General features: G+C 62.8%; 16 protein-coding genes. 2 read left to right on the plus strand and 14 right to left on the minus strand.

All coding sequences use genetic code 11. From position 1 onward, the window contains the following. Positions 1-299: 299 nt before the first annotated feature. Positions 300-2,273 carry an elongation factor G gene (locus tag H0I86_RS17065; RefSeq protein WP_028683953.1) on the plus strand — a complete coding sequence of 658 codons (1,974 nt, stop codon included), beginning with the start codon at positions 300-302 and terminating at the stop codon, positions 2,271-2,273. A gap of 17 nt (positions 2,274-2,290) precedes the next feature. On the opposite strand, the gene H0I86_RS17070 is transcribed toward H0I86_RS17065, so the two are convergent. From H0I86_RS17070 to H0I86_RS17130, 13 genes are all read right to left on the minus strand, one after another. Continuing rightward, entirely contained in the window at positions 2,291-3,259 is a 969-nt protein-coding gene (locus tag H0I86_RS17070) for an aldo/keto reductase (RefSeq protein ID WP_028683952.1), read from the minus strand. A gap of 143 nt (positions 3,260-3,402) precedes the next feature. After that, positions 3,403-5,190 carry a SulP family inorganic anion transporter gene (locus tag H0I86_RS17075; RefSeq protein WP_180921385.1) on the minus strand — a complete coding sequence of 596 codons (1,788 nt, stop codon included), beginning with the start codon at positions 5,188-5,190 and terminating at the stop codon, positions 3,403-3,405. A 44-nt stretch (positions 5,191-5,234) separates the two neighbouring features. Then, a complete protein-coding gene (ppk2, locus tag H0I86_RS17080) occupies positions 5,235-6,056 on the minus strand; it encodes a polyphosphate kinase 2 (RefSeq protein WP_180921386.1) in 822 nt (273 codons plus the stop codon). Positions 6,057-6,182: 126 nt separating this feature from the next. Continuing rightward, positions 6,183-7,793: a gamma-glutamyltransferase family protein gene (locus H0I86_RS17085; RefSeq protein ID WP_180921387.1), complete on the minus strand. Its 1,611-nt coding sequence runs from the start codon at positions 7,791-7,793 to the stop codon at positions 6,183-6,185. A gap of 32 nt (positions 7,794-7,825) precedes the next feature. Then, positions 7,826-8,605, minus strand: a complete 780-nt coding sequence (locus tag H0I86_RS17090; protein WP_180921388.1) for an amino acid ABC transporter ATP-binding protein — start codon at positions 8,603-8,605, stop codon at positions 7,826-7,828. Between the two features lie 2 nt (positions 8,606-8,607). Continuing rightward, positions 8,608-9,375 (minus strand): amino acid ABC transporter permease, encoded by a 768-nt coding sequence (locus H0I86_RS17095; RefSeq protein WP_180921389.1) that lies wholly within the window; start codon positions 9,373-9,375, stop codon positions 8,608-8,610. An 11-nt stretch (positions 9,376-9,386) separates the two neighbouring features. Further along, on the minus strand, positions 9,387-10,196 hold the full coding sequence (locus H0I86_RS17100) for an ABC transporter substrate-binding protein (protein ID WP_180921390.1): 810 nt from the start codon (positions 10,194-10,196) through the stop codon (positions 9,387-9,389). Positions 10,197-10,275: 79 nt separating this feature from the next. Next, positions 10,276-10,944 (minus strand): GntR family transcriptional regulator, encoded by a 669-nt coding sequence (locus tag H0I86_RS17105; protein WP_180921391.1) that lies wholly within the window; start codon positions 10,942-10,944, stop codon positions 10,276-10,278. Positions 10,945-11,261: 317 nt separating this feature from the next. After that, positions 11,262-11,696, minus strand: a complete 435-nt coding sequence (locus tag H0I86_RS17110; RefSeq protein ID WP_180921392.1) for a nuclear transport factor 2 family protein — start codon at positions 11,694-11,696, stop codon at positions 11,262-11,264. Positions 11,697-11,845: 149 nt separating this feature from the next. Next, entirely contained in the window at positions 11,846-12,370 is a 525-nt protein-coding gene (locus tag H0I86_RS17115) for a cupin domain-containing protein (RefSeq protein ID WP_180921393.1), read from the minus strand. Positions 12,371-12,476: 106 nt separating this feature from the next. After that, positions 12,477-14,363 carry a GldG family protein gene (locus tag H0I86_RS17120; protein ID WP_180921394.1) on the minus strand — a complete coding sequence of 629 codons (1,887 nt, stop codon included), beginning with the start codon at positions 14,361-14,363 and terminating at the stop codon, positions 12,477-12,479. A gap of 10 nt (positions 14,364-14,373) precedes the next feature. Next, the gene (locus tag H0I86_RS17125; protein WP_038579079.1) at positions 14,374-15,108 is read right to left on the minus strand and encodes an ABC transporter permease subunit; all 735 of its coding nucleotides are present in this window, start codon (positions 15,106-15,108) and stop codon (positions 14,374-14,376) included. Beyond that, positions 15,105-16,028, minus strand: a complete 924-nt coding sequence (locus H0I86_RS17130) for an ABC transporter ATP-binding protein (RefSeq protein WP_180921395.1) — start codon at positions 16,026-16,028, stop codon at positions 15,105-15,107. The genes H0I86_RS17125 and H0I86_RS17130 overlap by 4 nt, the downstream gene beginning before the upstream one ends. Before the next feature lie 335 nt (positions 16,029-16,363). Here H0I86_RS17130 and H0I86_RS17135 point away from each other — a divergent pair, with 335 nt between their 5' ends. Then, positions 16,364-17,407 carry a hypothetical protein gene (locus H0I86_RS17135; RefSeq protein WP_258019332.1) on the plus strand — a complete coding sequence of 348 codons (1,044 nt, stop codon included), beginning with the start codon at positions 16,364-16,366 and terminating at the stop codon, positions 17,405-17,407. 56 nt (positions 17,408-17,463) lie between these two features. On the opposite strand, the gene H0I86_RS17140 is transcribed toward H0I86_RS17135, so the two are convergent. Continuing rightward, positions 17,464-18,255 carry a substrate-binding periplasmic protein gene (locus H0I86_RS17140; RefSeq protein WP_180921397.1) on the minus strand — a complete coding sequence of 264 codons (792 nt, stop codon included), beginning with the start codon at positions 18,253-18,255 and terminating at the stop codon, positions 17,464-17,466. Positions 18,256-18,592: the final 337 nt, after the last annotated feature.

The following is an 18,592-nucleotide window of genomic DNA, read 5'->3' on the forward strand; positions in this document are numbered from 1 at the left end:
CATATAGAGCCCATTGTTATCAGCGACTTACTCGCGCAAACAAAATGACAACGGCGCCACTGCGACTATCCACTCGAACGGTTATCAATCGCTGCGCCGTTTCATTTGAATGCCTATACCCACGAGCTTATCGCCGCAACAACTTGTAATACTTCGCCTTTGCTTGACGCTTTCACAAAACTCAACTAATTAAACTTCCTTCCAGAACGGTACATGGACTTGTCCGCAGACGGAAACAAGGCACATGAATGGAACTCAACAGGCTGCCCGGCAGTCGCGAAGATCAGGAGCGATCGACGATGAAATCCCTGAGCATGGGTATCCTGGCGCATGTCGATGCCGGCAAGACCAGCCTGACCGAGCGGATACTTTTCGACGCTGGCGCCAGGCCGCGCCTGGGCAGTGTGGACTCGGGCAGCACCTACACCGACAACCTGCTCCTGGAGCGTGAACGCGGCATCACCATCAGGTCCGCGGTGGCTTCGTTCGAGCTCGACGGCATCCTGGTGAACCTGCTGGACACTCCCGGGCACCCGGACTTCATCGCCGAGGTGGAGCGCACGCTGGCCTTGCTGGACATCGCCATTATCGTGGTGTCGGCGATCGAGGGGGTCCAGGCCCAGACCCGCGTACTGGTGGGCGCCCTGCAGCGACTGGCGATTCCCCATGTGTTCTTCGTCAACAAGGTCGATCGCAAGGGGGCCGACTTCCAGCGCACCCTGGAGGCGCTCGGCAGCCACCTGAAGAGCCGGCCCCTGTCACTGGTCAGCGTGCACGATGCCGGGACTGGCCTGGCGACGGTCGAAACCAGCGATCCGGCGGCGCCCCAGGTGATGGCGCAGTGGCTGGATCTGCTGTGCGAGCATGACGAAGCCTTGCTGCACGACTATGTCAGCGCCCCTGAAGCCATTGGCAAGGCGCGCCTCGAGCGGGAGTTGCGCCAGCAACTTGGCCAAGGCCTGGTCAACCCGGTGTTCGCCGGGTCCGCCATCACCGGGGTCGGCGTCGCACAGATGATCGAGGCAATCACCCGGCTGGCCCCGGTCAAGTCTTATGACGCCAGTGCCCCTGTGCTTGCCTCGGTGTTCAAGATCGACAGAGGCTGGGGTGGGCACAAGCGCTTTCATCTCTGCATGCTGGCCGGGACCTTGCGCCTCAGGCAAACCGTCGACACGCCGCAAGGTGCGTCCAGGGTCACCGGCATTCATGTGTCCGCCAGCGGCGGCTTGCAACCCGCCACCCAGGCCACCGCAGGCCAGATTGCCTGCATCACCGGGCTCGAAGGCGTGCGCATCGGTGACCGCATCGGCGCTTGCAGCGAGCGCGGCAAAGGCGCCCACACCTTCACCCCCCCGGCTATCGAAACCCATGTCTCCCCCGCTTCGCCGGGGCAGACCAAGGCGCTCTGGGAGGCGCTCAGTGCGCTGGCCGAGCAGGATCCACTGATCGACCTGCGAAGAAATGCCGCGGGCCAGGTGTTCGTCTCGCTGTACGGCGAGGTACAGAAAGAGATCATCCAGGCCACGCTGCAGGACGAGTACGACATCCAGGCCCTCTTCGAGGAAAGCTCGGCCATCTGCGTCGAAACGTTGCTGTCGAGCGCCGAGGGCCTGGAGTCGCTCGACGATGAAGGCAATCCCTTCCTCGCCACCGTGGGTATTCGGGTCAGTCCGGGGGCGCCGGGATCGGGCCAGACATTCATCCGCGAAGCCCATGCCGGGCTGATGCCGACGAGCTTCTACAAGGCCATCGAGGAATCGGTCTTCGAAACCCTCCGGGAAGGCCGGCATGGCTGGGCGGTGCACGACTGCGAAGTCGCGCTGACCAGGGTCGACTATGCATCCCCCTCGAGCACGGCCGCTGATTTCCGCCACCTCACCCCCCTGGTGCTCGCTGCGGCGATCGGACGGGCCGGTACCCAGGTGTGCGAGCCGCGCAGCCAGTTCCGCATCGAGGTGCCCGCGGCGCTGAGCAGCCCAGTCCATGCCTTGCTGGCCAAGGCCGGCGCCACCCTCAACGGTGCGACCCTGAGCGGCGAGACCGTGCGCATTCAAGGCTCGATCGTCACCACGCGCATCTACCGGCTGCAACATGAAATCCCTAACGCCACCAGCGGCCTGGGCTTCATGGAAAGCGAACTCGCCAGCTATGCGCCAGTTGCGGGAACACCCCCCTGCCGGGAGCGGACCATGGCCAACCCTTACAACCGGCATGACTACCTTCGGCAGGTACGGCTCGGCCTGCGCATGGGCAGGCCGGCCAGCAACGCCTGATCACCTCGGCCCCGGGTTCAGACCACGGGCGCGGCGCTTACCTGGTTCAACTGATACAGATCGGCCTGCGACAGCTGCAACTGCGGGGCCGCCATGATCTCCCGCAGTTGCTCGACCGAGCTGGCTCCCACCACGGGTGCGACCACGGCGGGGCGAGACAACAGCCAGGCCAGGGCAACCTGGGTGCAGCTGCTGTCGCGCTCCTGGGCGATCCGCCGCAGCACCTCGAGGGCCTGCCAGTTCCGGGCGTTGAAGTAGTCTCGCTGCACGCCCGCCGCGCGAGGCGAGCCCGGCAAGGCTGCCTGCTGTTGGTAGCGGCCGCAGAGAAAGCCCTTGGCCAAGGGGTTGTAGGGCAACAGACCGACCCCCTCCTCCACGCACAGCGGCTGCAGTTCGGACTCGATTCGATCACGCTCCAGCAGGTTGTAGCGTTCCTGGACGCTGACATAGCCCGCCAGGGCCGAGCGCTCGCTGATCGCCAGCGACTTCATCAACCGCCAGGCCTTGAAGTTGGAGCACCCCACATAACGAACCAGCCCACGCTGCACCAGATGGTCGAAGGCCCGTAGCGTCTCCTCCACCGGGACATCGTCGTAGTCGTCATGCGCCTGATACAGGTCGATGCAGTCGACTTGCAAGCGGCTCAAGGAACCTTCGACAGCCTTGACGATATGCCGCCAGGAAAGCCCCTGGTCATTCGGCCCTGGCCCCATGCGCCCGGACACCTTGGTCGACAGCAGCACCTCGTGCCGCTTGGTCGTGGTCTGCAACCAGCGCCCGACGAACTCCTCCGAGGCCTTGCCCCCCACCCCGTCGGCAAAGACCGGATAGACATCGGCGGTGTCGATCAGGTTGCCGCCTGACTCGACGTAGGTATCGAACAACCTGCGCGATGTCGCTTCATCCACCCACCAGTCGCATTGCGCGGTTCCCAGCGCAATGGCGGAAACCTTCAGCCCTGAACGGCCAAGACGCCTGTAATCCATGATCGATCCTTACTTCCCTGTGGTATTGGTTCCATGCATCCGCGGCGCAGTATAGTCGCGGCCGCCTCTGGCGCTCCCGCCCTCGCGCGATGATGTGGCGCAGCGACAGCGAGACAAACAAGCGTCAATCAGGCGCCTGCCGTTCAAGGTTGCTCGTCGTACCCTTCCCCCTCCAGCGGCTGTAGCGCGAGGTAGCTGTCGACGGCATCGTCTATGGTCGGGAAGAACGCCGCTTCGCCAAACCGCGCGAACAGCCCGAACCGCTTCAGCTTGTCCTTGACCGGGTCTTTCATCTGGGCCACGCACAGCTTTATGCCAGCCTGGTGCAGGGTGTCGTCCAGTTCCGCCAGCATGTCGGCGGACGTCACGTCGACGCTGGTCACCGGTTCCGCCGCCACCACCAGCCAGCGCACCGGTGTCGGCGAGGCCGCCACGGCGTCCAGCACCCGGTCATGGAACAGCTCGGCGTTGGCGAAGAACAACGGTGCATCCCAACGAAACAGCACCACACCAGGGATCAGGCGCGCATCGGGATAACGCGTGATGTCGTGATAGCCCTTGATCCCTTCCGCCCGCCCCAGGACCGCCGAGTAAGGGCGCCACCCATCCCACAGGAACTCGATGACGGCGATCACGATGGCCAGGCCGATGCCTTCGATCGCGCCCAGCACGGCCACGCCGACGGTGCAGACGATGGAGAGCCCGCATTCCCAGCGCTGGATGCGGTAAATCCGCCGCAGGTCGCGGATTTCGATCAGGCCAATGGCCGATGCGATCACCACCGCGGCCAGGGCGCTGGTGGGCAGATTCTCCAGCAGGTCCGGGGCCAGCATCAGTAGCAAGGCCACGGCCAGCGCGCCTATGACTCCGGTCAACTGGGTCCTGGCGCCGGCGGCCTCGGCCACGGGGGTTCGCGACGAACTGCTGCAGACCGCAAATCCCTGGAAAAAACCGGCGGCCAGGTTGGCAACGCCAAGCCCGACCATCTCCTGGTTCGGATCGACATAGCTGTGGGTCCGTGCCGCGTAGACCCGGGACAGCACGCTGGTATCGGCGAACGAAACCAGGGCCACCGCGCAGCCGCCGATCAGCACCGGGCCGATATCGGCGCGGCTGATCCAGGGGATGGCGAACCCCGGCAGGCCTTGTGGCAGCGAGCCCAGGACCGACACGCCGGCTGTTGCCGCAAGGTCCAGCCCCGCGACGGCAATGGTCGCCGCGGTAACGGCGATCAGGATGCCCGGCAAGCGCTTGTACTTCCTGAACAGCAGGATCACCGCCAGGGTCGCCGCGCCGACCATGAAGGCTGTCCAGTTGGTTTTCCCTTCCAGCACCGCTGTGGCAATGGCCCACAGGTTGTTCAGCGGCCCGTCGGCGTCCACCGTGAAACCGAAGAGTTTCGGCAACTGGCTGATCAATACCGTCAATGCGATGCCGTTCATGTAGCCGTAGCGGATCGGTTTGGAAAGCAATTCAGTGACAAAACCCAGGCGCGCGATGCCGGCCAGGACGCACACCGCCCCCGACACGATGGCCATCATGCTCGCCAGGACGACCGCGCGCTGCGGGTCACCACCGGACAGTGGCAGGACCACGGCGAGGATTACCGCGACCAGCGAGGAATCCGGTCCCAGCACCAGGATCCGGCTGGGGCCGAACAGCGCATAGGCGAGCAACGATACTATGGTCGCGTAGAGGCCATAGATGCCGGGCAGGCCCGATGCCACGGCGTAGGCGATGCCGACAGGCACCAGCACCGTGGTCAGCACCAGCCCGGCCACGAAGTCGTAGCGCAACCAGGCCATCCGGTAGTCCTGCAGCATGCGCAGCCCGGGCAGCCAGCGGCTCCAGCGGTTGTGCCCGGCGCCGGCATCCCGGCGGGCAATCCGGCCGGACTCCGGGACGGGTGGTGAAGACCCCGAACGGCTCATGGGATACGGTCCTTTGCAATGTGCAAATTGGCGTGTACCTGCGCTCAGAACTTTTCCGGCACCCGCCGCAACGGATGGTCCGACTCCCGATAGCCGCCCGGCTTCTGGCGTTTGGGCAATACCACTTTCTCTCGTGGTACTTCCTTGTAGGGAATACGGCTGAGCAGGTCGGAGATGATATTCAGGCGCGCGCGGCGCTTGTCGTTGGAGTCGGCCACCAGCCAGGGTCCATGTTCGGTGTCGGTGGCCTTGAACATCTCGTCGCGGGCGCGGGAGTAGTCATACCAGCGGCTGTATGACTTGAGGTCCATGGGCGTCAGCTTCCAGATTTTGCGTCCGTCCTTGATCCGTGCTTCGAGGCGGCGGGTCTGTTCTTCCGGGCTGACTTCCAGCCAGTACTTGAGCAGGATCACGCCCGAATCGACGATCGCCCGCTCCACCAGCGGCACGGCCTTGAGGAAGCCGACCGCCTGCTCTTCGCTGCAAAAGCCCATCACCCGCTCGACACCCGCGCGGTTGTACCAGCTGCGATCGAAGATCACCACTTCGCCCGCCGCGGGCAGGTGCGGCAGGTAGCGTTGCAGGTACATCTGGCTTTTCTCGCGGTCGGTCGGCGCCGGCAGCGCCACCACCCGGAACACCCGCGGGCTCAGGCGCTCGGTCAGGGCCTTGATGGTGCCGCCCTTGCCGGCGCCGTCGCGCCCCTCGAAGACGATGCAGATCTTGATGCCCTTTTCGCGCACCCACTCCTGCAGCTTGACCAGCTCGACATGCAGTCGCCGCAACTCGTCCTCATAGTCTTTTTTGCTCAGCTTCGCGTGTTCAACGGCAGCGCCCTTGGCGGCGCCCTTGTTGTTTTTTGCCATGACCCGAACCTCATTCCCGACTCCATCGATCGCGTGAGTCTAGTCGATGATCCGCCACCCACAGGGTCGCCCAGGCCGGCTGGGGGCGCGGCGAGGAACAAGCGCCCCCGCCCGCTCGCCCCTGGCTCAAAACACCGCGATATGGGCATCCGTGCGCGGTTCGGTGCCGCCGCACAGCACGCCGCTTTGCGGGTCGCGCAGGATAATCTGCCCGCGCCCATAGCTGGTCAGGTCGCAGGCCACCTGCACCTCGTGCCCGCGACGCGCCAGGGCGGCGCTCATGTCCCGCGAGGCGTTCTGTTCGATCCCCACCTGCAGCCCGCCCAGCCATTGCCAGCGCGGCGCATCCAGGGCCGCCTGCGGATTGAGGCCGAAATCCACCAGGTTCATGACCATCTGCACATGCCCCTGGGGTTGCATGTAGCCGCCCATCACGCCAAACGGTCCCATTGGCACGCCGCCCTTGCTGAGGAAACCCGGAATGATGGTGTGGAAGGTCTTCTTGCCGGGCGTCAGGCAGTTGGCGTGTGCAGGGTCGAGGCTGAACTCTTCGCCGCGGTTCTGCAGGGCGATGCCGCTGTCGGGCAGCACCACGCCCGAACCGAAGCCGTGGTAGTTGCTCTGGATGAACGACACCATGTTGCCCTCGGCATCGGCGCTGGCCAGGTAGACCGTGCCGCTGGCGTGCGGGTCGCCCGGCTGCGGGGCCTGCGCCTGTTCGCCGATCTGTGCCCGGCGCTGGGCCGCATAGCGGTCGCTGAGCAAGTCCTCCACCGCGACCCGCATATGCGCGGGGTCGGTGATGTAGTGCAGGCCGTCGCTGTAGGCCAGCTTCATCGCCTCGAGCTGGCGGTGCCAGGTCTGCTGGCTATCGCGGTGATCGAAGTCGAAGCCTTCGAGAATCTTCAGGGTCATCAGTACCACCAGGCCTTGGCCGCTCGGTGGAATCTCCCAGACGTCCACGCCACGATAGTTGACCTTGATCGGCTCGACCCACTGCGCGCGGTAATCCTGCAGGTCGCTGGCGCGCAGGTAACCGCCGGTGGCCCGCGAGTGCTGGTCCAGGCGTTGCGCCAGGGCACCGCGATAGAAGCTTTCGCAGCCGCTGGCGGCCAGTTCCGCCAGGGTCCGGGCTTGCGCCGGGTTGCGAAACATCTCCCCGGCCCGGGGCGCCCGGCCGTCGATCAGATAGGTGTCGAACCAGCTGTCGAGCACGGTATTGCGGCTCGGGGTGAAGTTCTCCAGCGCGCTTTGCCATTGCAGGGCAACCACCGGCGACACCGGAAAGCCGTCGCGCGCCAGGCTGATGGCAGGCTGCAACAGCTCGGCGAATGGCTGGCGGCCGAAACGTTTGGACAGTTCGGCCCAGGCCGATGGGCAGCCCGGCACCGTCACTGGCGTCCAGCCGTGCAAGGGCATCTGTTCATGGCCGGCGGCTTTCACCGCCTCGATGCTCAGGGCCTGGGGGGCCACGCCGTTGGCGTTCAGGCCATGCAGCTTGTTCTGGGTCCAGACCAGGGCAAAGGCATCGCCACCGATGCCGCAGCCGGTGGGCTCGACCACGGTCAAGGCCGCCGCCGTGGCGATTGCGGCGTCGATGGCGTTGCCACCGCGACGCATGATTTCGATGCCGGCCTCGGCGGCCAATGGCTGGGACGCGGCGACCATGCCGCGCTTGGCGAACACGCTTTGTCGCTGGGAGGCGTAGGGATACTCGTGGGCAGAAAATTTGAACATGGCAGGACTCACACAAGGTTGAGAATTCGGGTTCACAACACCCGACTGAGAAAGGCCCGGGTCCGGGCATGGCGGGGCTGGCTGAAGATCTGTTCGGGCGGGCCCTGCTCGATCAGCTCACCTTGATCGAGCACCGCCACCCGGTCGGCCACTTCGCGGGCAAAACCCATTTCGTGGGTGACCACCACCATGGTCATGCCCTCCTCCGCCAGCTCCTTGATCACTTGCAACACTTCGCCCACCGTCTCCGGGTCGAGGGCGCTGGTCGGCTCGTCGAACAGCATCGCCTGGGGTTTCATCGCCAGCGCCCGGGCGATCGCCACCCGCTGTTGCTGGCCGCCAGACAACATTGAAGGATAGTGGCCAGCCTTCTCCGCCAGCCCCACACGCTTGAGCAGTACCCGCGCCTGCTGCTCCGCGGCGGCGCGCGGCACGCCGAGGACGTGGACCGGCGCCTCGATGATGTTTTCCAGGGCGCTCATGTGCGGGAACAGGTTGAAGCGCTGGAACACCATGCCGATGTCCCGGCGCTGGCGGGCGATGTTGCGTTCCGAATCGCGCACCAGGCTGCCGTTGGCCCGCGTGCGATAGCCCATGGGCTGGCCGGCGACGCGGATCTGCCCGGCCTGGATGTCTTCCAGCAGATTGATGCAGCGGATAAAGGTGGTCTTGCCCGAGCCGGAGGCGCCGATCAGCACCACCACTTCGCCGCGCCGGACTTGCAGGGAGATGCCCTTGAGAATATCCAGGTCGCCGAAGGACTTGTGAATGTCCAGGGCTTCGATGACCAGTTCTTCACTCATGTGCGCCATGCTCAACGCCCTCTCAGCAGTTTCAGGGTGTGACGCCCGAACAGGCGGCTGGCCGCCGGCGCCGGCCGCTCGGACTGGCCGAAGCGGTTCTCCAGCCAACGCTGGAAAAAGCCCCAGAGCGTGGTCAACGCCAGGAAGTAGAGGGCGACCACCAGGTACAGCTCGAACACCCGGAAGGTCGCCGAGGTGACCATCTGCGTACTGAGCAACAGCTCCTGCACGCCGATGACGCTGACCAGGGTGGTGTTCTTCAACATCACGTTGAACTCGTTGCCCAGCGGCGGGACGATCACCCGGAACGCCTGGGGCAGCACAATGCGCCGCATCAGCTTGGGGAAAGTCATGCCCAGGGAGCGCCCGGCCTCGTACTGGCCTTTATCCACCGCGCCGATGCCGGCGCGGATGATCTCGGCCATGTACGCGCCTTCGTTGAGGCCCAGGGCGATGATCGCCGCCTGGATATTGCCCGGCACCACGAACCAGCCCAGGTGCAGGTCCTCGAAGCGGAAAATCCCCCCGGCCGCCAGCGCGGTGTACAGGAACACGATCTGCACCAGCAGCGGCGTGCCGCGCATCAGCCACACATAAAAGCACACCGGATACTGCAACAGCGGGTTGCGCGACAGCTTCATCAACGCCGCCAGCAACCCCAGCACACAGCCCAGGAGCATGGCCGATACGCTGATCAGGCAGGTCAGCCCGAGCCCCGTCAGGTAGACATCGCTGGGCAGCAACAGGTACTGCCAGAACACGTCCCAATTGAAGTTCATCGAGTCCGCCCTCAGTCCAGTTTGTCGCTGCCGACATGCCATTTATCCAGCAACGCGGCGTAGCTGCCATCGGCGCGCATGTCCTGCAGGATCGTGCCCAGCGCCGCGCTCAGTTGCGGGTCCTGCTTGCGCACGCCGAAGCCGGTGAGGATCCGGTTGAACGCCGGCACCGCCGGTTGGAACAGGTCCGGGGCCAGTTGCTGATAGTGCCCGGCGGATTCCACCGTGGTGCCGAAGGCGTCCACCTGGTTGATGCGCAGCGCCTGGAAGGCATCGGCGTCGACGTTGTACACCACCAGTTTCATCGGTGGCTTGCCGGCCGCCTGCAACTTGTCGTTCTCGGCGCCGAGCAGGAGGCGGATGGTCGAACCGTTGCTGACCGCCACCTTGAGCCCGGACAGGTCCTGTAGTGAGTTCACCGCTTTCGGGTTGCCCTTGGGCACCACGATCGACTGGCTGGAGTACATGAAATTGACGATGTCGATCACTTCCCGACGCTCGGGCTTGTCGAACAGCTGGTCGACGATCATGTCGCATTGCTGCGCCAGCAGCGCCGGGATCAACCCGGCGAATGGCGAGATGCGCCACTCGACTTTCTTGCCACCCAGGCGCTGGGCAATCGCCTCGCCCATGTCCACTTGCAGCCCCACCGGTTTCTGTTGCGTGTCGAAGGACACCAGCGGCGGCGAGTCCATGCCGGAGCAGTAGACGATCTTCTCGCTCTTGCTCAAGCGCTCCGGCAACTCGGGGGCGGCTTGCGCCCATAGGGAACAACATAGACTCAAGGTAAGAACGGCAGCTGACGCGCAAGGCTTGTGCATGGCATTACTCCAGTCATGTCGGGTAGCAAGGGCGGCTGGCGCTCACGGCAAGCGTGAGTGCCCGGCGAAACGTGGGTGGTTACTGATGGGCCTCCAGGAACTGGATCAGCCGCGGAATGGTGCCTTCGATGTGTTCGCACACCACTTGCGCCGCCTTGTCCGGGTCGCCGGAACGCAGCGCGGCAATGATCGAGGCGTGTTCGTCACGGGCGCTGCGGGGCTTGTCGGCGTGTTGCAGCCACAGGCGCATGTGCGGCTCGATCACCGAATACAGCGCCGAGATCTGCCGCATCAGCCGCGGGCGTTCGCTCAGGCTGCACAGGTATTCATGGAAGGCGCGATGGCGGCTGACCCACTCGGCGCTGTCTTCGCGGTAGTCGTCCATCTCGTCGAGCAGGCGCTCCAGATGGCTGAAATGGCGCTCGGTGATCTTGCCCGCCGCCACCCGGATCGCCAGGCCTTCGAGGGCGCTGCGCATTTCGAAGACTTCGCGCATTTCATCGATGTTCAAGCCACGGACAATGGCGCCGCGATTCGGTCGCAAGGTCACCAGGCCATCGGCATCCAGGCGTCGGAAGGCTTCGCGCACCGGCATGCGGCTCATGTTGATTTCGCTGGCGATGTCCTCGGCGATCAGCCGCTCGCCGGTGCGGAAACGCCCTTTGCAGATCGCTTCCAACAGAAAGTTGTAGGCCTCCTCCTCCGCGGTCACGGGCTGGCGCTCGGTATAGGCTGGGGCGAATTTCATCGGCGGCACCTTTTGTATTTTTGTATCCAATTATCCATATAGCCAAAACAGCACATTGCATGCCAAGGCCCCGCTGCGTTTTGCAGGTGTTTGATTCGTTTGGTTTTTGATTAATCGGGAAGGCGGGCCAAGAGAATTGCTGATCATGACGGCGAGTGAAAACGCCCCAGGACGGGGCTCATGGTGCACAGAAAATGTGCTGGCGGTAACAGTTGACCGGGGCTCTTCATTTTCCACTGACCCACATAAAAAACGGGCGCCTGCCACGGTGCCCGTTTTTTTGGCCAATGGCTGGCCGCCCTGCTCTCGCTGGCGGCTCAGCCAGACGCCTTGCTCGCCGCCAGATAGGGCGCCAGGCGGCGCGCCATTTCTTCGCCGAGGGCCTGCAGGCCGCTCATGGGACGGACCATCACCTCGAATTCGACGATCTTGCCGGCTTCGTCGAAGCAGATCAGGTCGATACCCTTGATCTGCCGCTCGCCGACCCGCGCGCTGAACTCCAGCACCACGCTCAGGCCATCGGCGCTGACCAGTTGGCGGTGATAGGCGAAGTCGCTGAACACCTTGAACACGGTATTGAGGATGGTCGAGACCACCGGCGCGCCCGGATAAGGCGTATGGGCCATGGGCGAACGGAATACCACTTTCGAATCCAGCAGGTCAGGCAAGGCGCCCAGGTCGCCCTGGGCAAGCATGGCGTGCCAGCGCTGCAGGGAGGCAGCAGCCTGGGGATGCAGTTTCAGATCGGACATGGTGTTCTCCTGTCGCTGGTAAGGGTCGGACTGGGGAGCTGAGGTTCGCTGCGATTGACCGGGCCACCATAAACGCCGGGCGCGGCGCGCAACAATGATCGAAAATGACACTTGACTGATCGCAATGAGCAATCCGCGTGGCGGCATCTTCAGGGCTGGCAGAGTTGCTCGAACAGCCTGGCGTGCTGCGGGAAGCGTTCGCTGAGCTGGCGTTTGCAGCCCAATTGCATGTCCGCGTAGTCGAACCCGGGGCACACCGCTTCACTGATCAGGCCATAACCCGCCGCGCCGGGCAGCAGCCGCGAGGCCTTCCATACGCCGCCGGGAACGTGCAGCTGCAAACATTGCCCGGCCAGGACATCGCTGCCCATCACCAGGGTTTGCAGGCGGCCGTCCGGGAACACCAGGCAGTATTCGAGGGCATCCCCGAGATGGAAGTAATGCAGGATGTCGGACTGGTTCAGATGGAAGTGAGCGATAGGCAAATCCCCGGTCAGCAGGTAATAGATGGAGGTCATCAAGTAACGCTGCCCGCCCGCGCTGGCGAGCATTGGCCGCTGGTCCGTCTGGAAGGTCCGGCGGTAGTAACCGCCTTCCGTATGCGGCTCCAGGTTGAGGGCGCTGAGCAATTGTTGGGCACTGCAAGCAGGCTTGGGCGGGAGCTGGTCAGTCATGGCGGGATCGCAGGTCAGGGAGTTGCTCCCAGCGTAGCAGCGCCTCGCCCTGGCGCCCTCGGCTGGCCCGACCTGCCGTGCGAATGGCAGGTCGAGCCCTTGTCATTTACGCCCGCCGCGTGCCGGCTACCTTGCCGGCCGGTGCAGGCTTGCGCGACAGGGTCCTGGTCCGGCGCAGGTAACGCACGGCCCAGACCAGCAGCATGCCAAGGCTCAACAACAGCGGAACCGCGGCGATGTTGAGCATCTTCAAGGTCCTGCCCAGCTCATCGATATTGGCGTTCAGCTGGTACTGCACCTCGCGCAGTTCCTTGCGAATGCGGGTTTTCTCCTGCAGGAACTGGCGCACCGTTGCCTGCTGTTCGGCGCTGAGGCTCTCGCCCTTTTCCGACGAACCCTGCAACTGCTGCAGCTTGCCTTCGGTTTCCTCGAGACTTTCCTCGAGGGCGAAGCGTTTGGCGCGGAAGCTGTCTTCGGCCTGGCGGCGCAATTGCTCCACCACCACGAACGGACGGCTGTAGGGGCCGCGCGAGCGCAGGTTGTTCAGGGCATCCGAACCAGCGAGGTTGTCCAGGGTGTTGAGCACGAAGGAGGCGTTGTCCGCCCATGGCCGCGTTGCCGGGCGCCCGTTGATGTCCTGCATCTCCAGCCACATCCGGTCGCTCAACAGGTCCGTATCGGCCACCACCACCAGGTTGACCTGCTGCGCTTCCTTGAGGCCGTCCTTGCGTCCCTCTATGCCCTCGGCAAAGGCGGTCTTTACCGGCCCCTGCACCCGGGCGGCGACGATGTAGCGCTGGCTGGGCTGCGCCTGATCAAGCAACATCTGTTTGCGGTCGGCGGGCTTGTCGAAACGGTCCGCCTCGAAGGCCTTGGCCGAGTCGGAGCTGTACATCAGCGGGGTAAAGCGCGTGCTGGCGCCGGCCACCGGTTCGAGGATGCCGACTGTGCTCAGGGCGATGAACTCCAGCCCGGCGGTACTCGGGTCCTGCTGGCTCAAGGCGGCTTGCGGCACACCCAGGGTGAACGGCCGCGGCATCGGACGCCCGTCCTCCTCAGAACTCTCCATCAAGGCATAGAGGTTGTCCCCCAGGACCTTGCCCGGCTGCATATGAATGCCCCAGGCCTTGAACAACGGCTCGAGATTGGAGGACTTGTCCTTGCTCTGGATGCCGAAGTACTCCTCGCCGGAGTCCTGTTCGCTGTAAGGATCGACGAAGGCCAGCAGCTTGCCGCCGCGCAGCACGAACTGGTCGATGGCGTACAGGGTCGGCTGCGAAAGTTTTTTCGGGTGCAGCAACATCAGGATGTCGACGTCTTTCGGGATGTCCTGGGTATCGGACTTGAGCTGTTGCAGATCGAAATCCCGGCGCAGCTCCTGGATCAGCATCCACGGCTCGGTCTTGCTCTGCGTGCGGATATCGAAGCCACCGTTGGCCGGCAGGCTGCTCAGCAGGCCCAGGGTTGGACGCTTCGGGTTGGCCAGGGCCTGCAGCAAGCGGCTGATGTCGTACTCGAGAAACTCTTCCTGATCCGGCGCAAAAAACTCGATCGTCTGGGCGTTGTTCTGCTCATCGGTGCCGGCCAGGCCGAAATACACTGGCGCCCCGCCCTGCCCCAGCGGCACGGCCTGCAGGCCGAACTCGCTGGCCTTGTCCTCGTCCGCGGAAAACGGCAGCGGGTCGATGACATGCAGGCGGATCTTGCCGTCGGCCTCGCGCTCATAGACCTTGAGCAATTCCTGGACACGCTGGGCATAGCCGCGCATCGGCACCAGTTCCTTCGAGCCACTGTCGGAAAAGTAGAAATACAGGTCGAGCGGTTGTTTCAGCTCCGCGAGAATCTGCCGGGTGCCGGCGCTGATGGAGTAGAGCTTGTTCTGGGTCAGGTCGAACCGGACACCGGTGAGCAGCAACCCGGTCGCCAGGTTGAAGGCCAGGAACAGCACGGCAATCAGCAACAGGCCGGAAGTGGAATACAGCATGCGTTTCATCGAATCGTCCTCACTCGGCTTTCTTCAGGTTGACCGTCACCACCGTGGCCATCAGCCAGGCGACGATCACGCTGAGGAAATACAGCGGATCGCGCAGGTCGATCAGCCCTTTGCTGATCGCGCCGAAATGCGTCAGCAGGCTCAGCGAGGCCAGCAAGTCCAACAGCCATTGCGGCGCCCACGGGTTGATGGCATCCAGCACCAGGGAGAAACCGCAGGCAACGAACAGGAAACACACCGTGAAGGCGAGGATCAGGGCGATCACCTGGCTCTTGGCCATGGCCGACATGCAGGAGCCGATCGCCAGGTAGGCGCCGGCGAGCAACCAACTGCCCAGATAACCGGTCAGGATCACGCCGTTGTCCGGGTTGCCCAGGTAATTCACGGTCAGCACCATGGGCAGGGTCAACAGCAGGGTGAGGCCGGCGACGACCCAGGCGGCGAGGAACTTGCCGACCACCGCTTCGAAACAGCTCACCGGCAGGGTCATCAGCAATTCGATGCTGCCGGACTTGCGCTCCTCCGACCACAGGCGCATGGCCAGGGCCGGCAGGAGGAACAGATAAAGCCAGGGATGGACGTCGAAGAACGGCGCCAGGTCCGCCTGGTTACGCTCGTAGAAACTGCCCAGGTAGAAGGTGAAGACGCCCGAGAGCACCAGGAAGATCTCGATGAACACGAAGGCCAGCGGCGTGGCGAAATAACTGCCCAGCTCGCGCTTGAAAATCACCGGTAGCTGTCTCATGCCGATCCTCCTCGGGTCAGGGTCTGGAACACTTCATCGAGACGACCCTGCTCCAGTTCCAGGCGCTTCATCTTCCAGCCACGCGCGGTTACCAGCGCGTTGACCTGCGGGAAAATCACCTCGCCAGGCCGCGCCAGCAGGGTCAGGCTGCCCTCGGCCGGGTTCTCCTCGACGCCCGCCACGCCCGGCAATACCACCAGGGCCAGCAGGTCCAGCGGCTCGTCGGCCTGCAAGGTCACCGCCTGGCGATAGCGCGAACTGCGCTCCAGCTCATACGGCGTGCTGTCGGCCAGCAAGCGGCCATTGCTGATGATCAGGGCGCGGTTACAGACGGCCGAGACTTCTTCGAGGATGTGGGTCGAGATGATCACGATCTTGTCCTGGCCCAAGTCCTGGATCAGTTGGCGAACCAGTTGCTTCTGGTTCGGGTCGAGCCCGTCGGTGGGTTCGTCGAGAATCAGCACCCGCGGATCGTGGAGGATCGCCTGGCCCAGGCCGACCCGGCGGGTGAAGCCCTTGGACAGGGTCTCGATGGTCTGGCGCCGGACTTCGCCCAGCTCCAGCAGGTCGATCACTCGATCCACCCGTTCGCGCTTCTGTGCGCCGCGATAGCCGCGAACGCTGGCAATGAACTCGAGAAACCCCTGTACCGCCATATCGCTGTAGCTGGGTGCGCCTTCCGGCAAGTAACCCATCTGCTGCTGGGCGTGACGGGTCTGGGTGCGGATGTCGAACCCCATGATGCTCGCGGTGCCGGAGGTCGGCGCCAGAAAGCCGGTGAGCATTTTCATCGTGGTGGATTTACCTGCACCGTTTGGCCCAAGAATCCCCAGAACTTCTCCCGGGCCGATATGACAGGACAGATCGTCGACCGCGACCTGTCCGGAAAAAGACTTGGTTAGTTTTGATATTTCGATCATGGCTTCCAGGTTCAACAAGAGAAGTCTGAGGTGAACAGCTAAAGGCCATTCATATTCAGCAGGGGGTTGGGATTGGGTAGTTGCAACAGGATCAATAGCCGTGTTGTGCCGGAATGGGCGCAATACAATACACGCTGATATTTTCAATAAGGGTATAAAGCCATATGAACAAGATCATTCAGTAGAAATATAAGATTTATCTTACTCATGCAAAGTATTGCTCTTAACGCCAGCTGACATTATTTCCTAGTATCCTACCCCTCATATTTTTACTTGAGTTTACTGGGAGACATATGCTCTTACGTACTATCTTCATCGAAAACAAAGAGCAGCAAATGCTGACTGCGGCTTTGCTCTGCAGTTTTTCTGTTCCAGAAGCAGGTCGAAACTTTCTCGCCTATAGCCTGAACGAAAGCATTGATGATGATAATCTGCGCGTCTATATCGCTTTGTTATTCAACGAAGGCGGTAATTACTGCCTGGGCGCCCTGGACTCGGACGAAGATGGGCAACTGGCGATGCGCGTGTTCGGCCAGATCCTGCGCGAAGCCGCCACTGGCGAACGCCGTGAAAGCGATGTGCCCTACCATCTGCTGGACCTGAACAAACAACAGTTGCCCGCCGCCGCCGCGGCGGACCATCGACTCTTGAGCACCAAGAAGGAATGGGTCGCCAGGCTGCTGAGCTTCCAGGCTTCAGCTCAATCTGGCCCGGCGGTTGAACATTCACCCACCGTCATCGATGACCAGCAACTCGACGCCGCCCTGGCACAGCTCGACGAACAGTTGGACCACAGCGCGGAACAGGAACACCACGAATCCACCGAGACTGCCGATGGCTGCGAAACGGAAAGCCCCCGGCCAGAGGCGCCTGCGGCCGAAATTCGCTACTCCGATGCCGGCCCCCTGCCGATGCCGGCCGAGCAGCAGAACCCGGGCGGCTTCCAGGATGACGACTGGCCTTTCCCGGGCACCGACCCCGAGCAGTTCCTGCAGGATGTAGAGGTCAGCCTGATGGAGTTTTCCACTATCGCCGACCGGCTCAAGCAGCAGAAACAGCACAGCCAGGCACAACAGCAGACCTTGAACTCCAGGGAGTCTCAACTGCAGGAGAAAGAGCGCCTGTTCGAACGGAAGGAAGAACAGTTACAACAATGGCAACGGCAACTTGATCAGGATCGGCAAGCCGACAGTGCGCTACGCGCGCAACAAGAAGAGCGTCAGTGCGAACTGGATAAACGTGAAGAAGCTCTGCAGCAAAAGACCAGGGAACTGGCGCAGCAATTCAAGAAGCTCAACCATGCCAAGGACCACTTCAACAACACCCTGAAAAACCTCAATGAGATCATTCGAGTCAATGAGGATGTGCTGTCCGAATAAACCTATCCTGGCCGCCAGGCAAACTTCGTTGTTACCAGGACTGATGGCCCACTCAATTACAAGCTGCCTGACTTTGTCGACTTTGCCATCGAATCGTTATTTAGATAGCGACCTTTGACTTTCTCGATATAACCGTCACGGCGCATGGTTTCTATGGCTTTCGCGACATGGGTCACGACATCGGCGTTGCACACTTTGGAACAGGCAAGGTAAAGCTCATGACTGACCATGGGCGGGCTCATCAACAGCGGCCGGCTGGAGACGCGCTTCCAGATATACCGGCTTTCCTGGACCCCGTTGAACCAGGCGTCCACCCTGCCCTTCAACAACAGTTGCGCGGGGTTTCCGCCGATCTTGATCGCATAGATCTGTTCCGGGGCGAAGCCTTTGCTGCGCAGGATTTCTTCCTGGGCACTGCCCAGCCCCACGGCGATGGCCTTGAAACGCCGCCGGGCTTCTTCGAAGCTCGCCACTTTATGCTCGAGGCTGAAAAACGCCCGGTCCATCTGCATGATCGGGGCAATCCAGGTGTAGCGATGTTCCCGCTCGGGTGTGCGGCTGAGTGGAGCGATCAGGACGTTGTCCTTTTCAATGGCATATTTCTGCGCCCGCGCCCACGGCAGGGCTCTGGGTTCGCTGGCATACCCGCTGTTTTTCAGCGCCTGCAAGACAATGTCACCGACTATGCCGTGACGATCGCCCTGATCGATCAGGGTCAGGGGCGGTGCGTCCGGCACCAGGAACTCGAGGGGCTCCTGTGCCCCGAGCACAGGAATCGATCCCAAAAATAGCGGCAGTAACAACAGGGTGAAAAGAGAAACGCCTTTGGCTGGTGTTCTGTCAATCACACAACGAGCCTCTTATTGGCTTTTATTCGATATTGAGTGGTCGGTGGTCAGGGTGTGAATGGTAGAGCAGTGTGGTTGTCGGTACCCTGCTTCTGCCGATTCGGACAAAGATAGCCCCCGTTTTCTTCACTATTGTTTGACTTCAGGCAAATGATCGGGCGGCGCTACAGACCCTGCGCAGTATACGACGGGAACGCGACGGCCTTATCGAAGGTCGTATCGGTCGCCATGGTCGGGCGGCCTGAAAGTGTCAAGGCAACCAGATAGAGCGTCCATGGATCGCTGGTGTGCAAACGGATGCGCCTTGGTTCAAGTGACGCTTGAAAACAGTGGCGCC

The sequence above is a fragment of the Pseudomonas chlororaphis subsp. aurantiaca genome (genome assembly GCF_013466605.1).
Lineage (GTDB): Bacteria > Pseudomonadota > Gammaproteobacteria > Pseudomonadales > Pseudomonadaceae > Aquipseudomonas > Aquipseudomonas chlororaphis_I.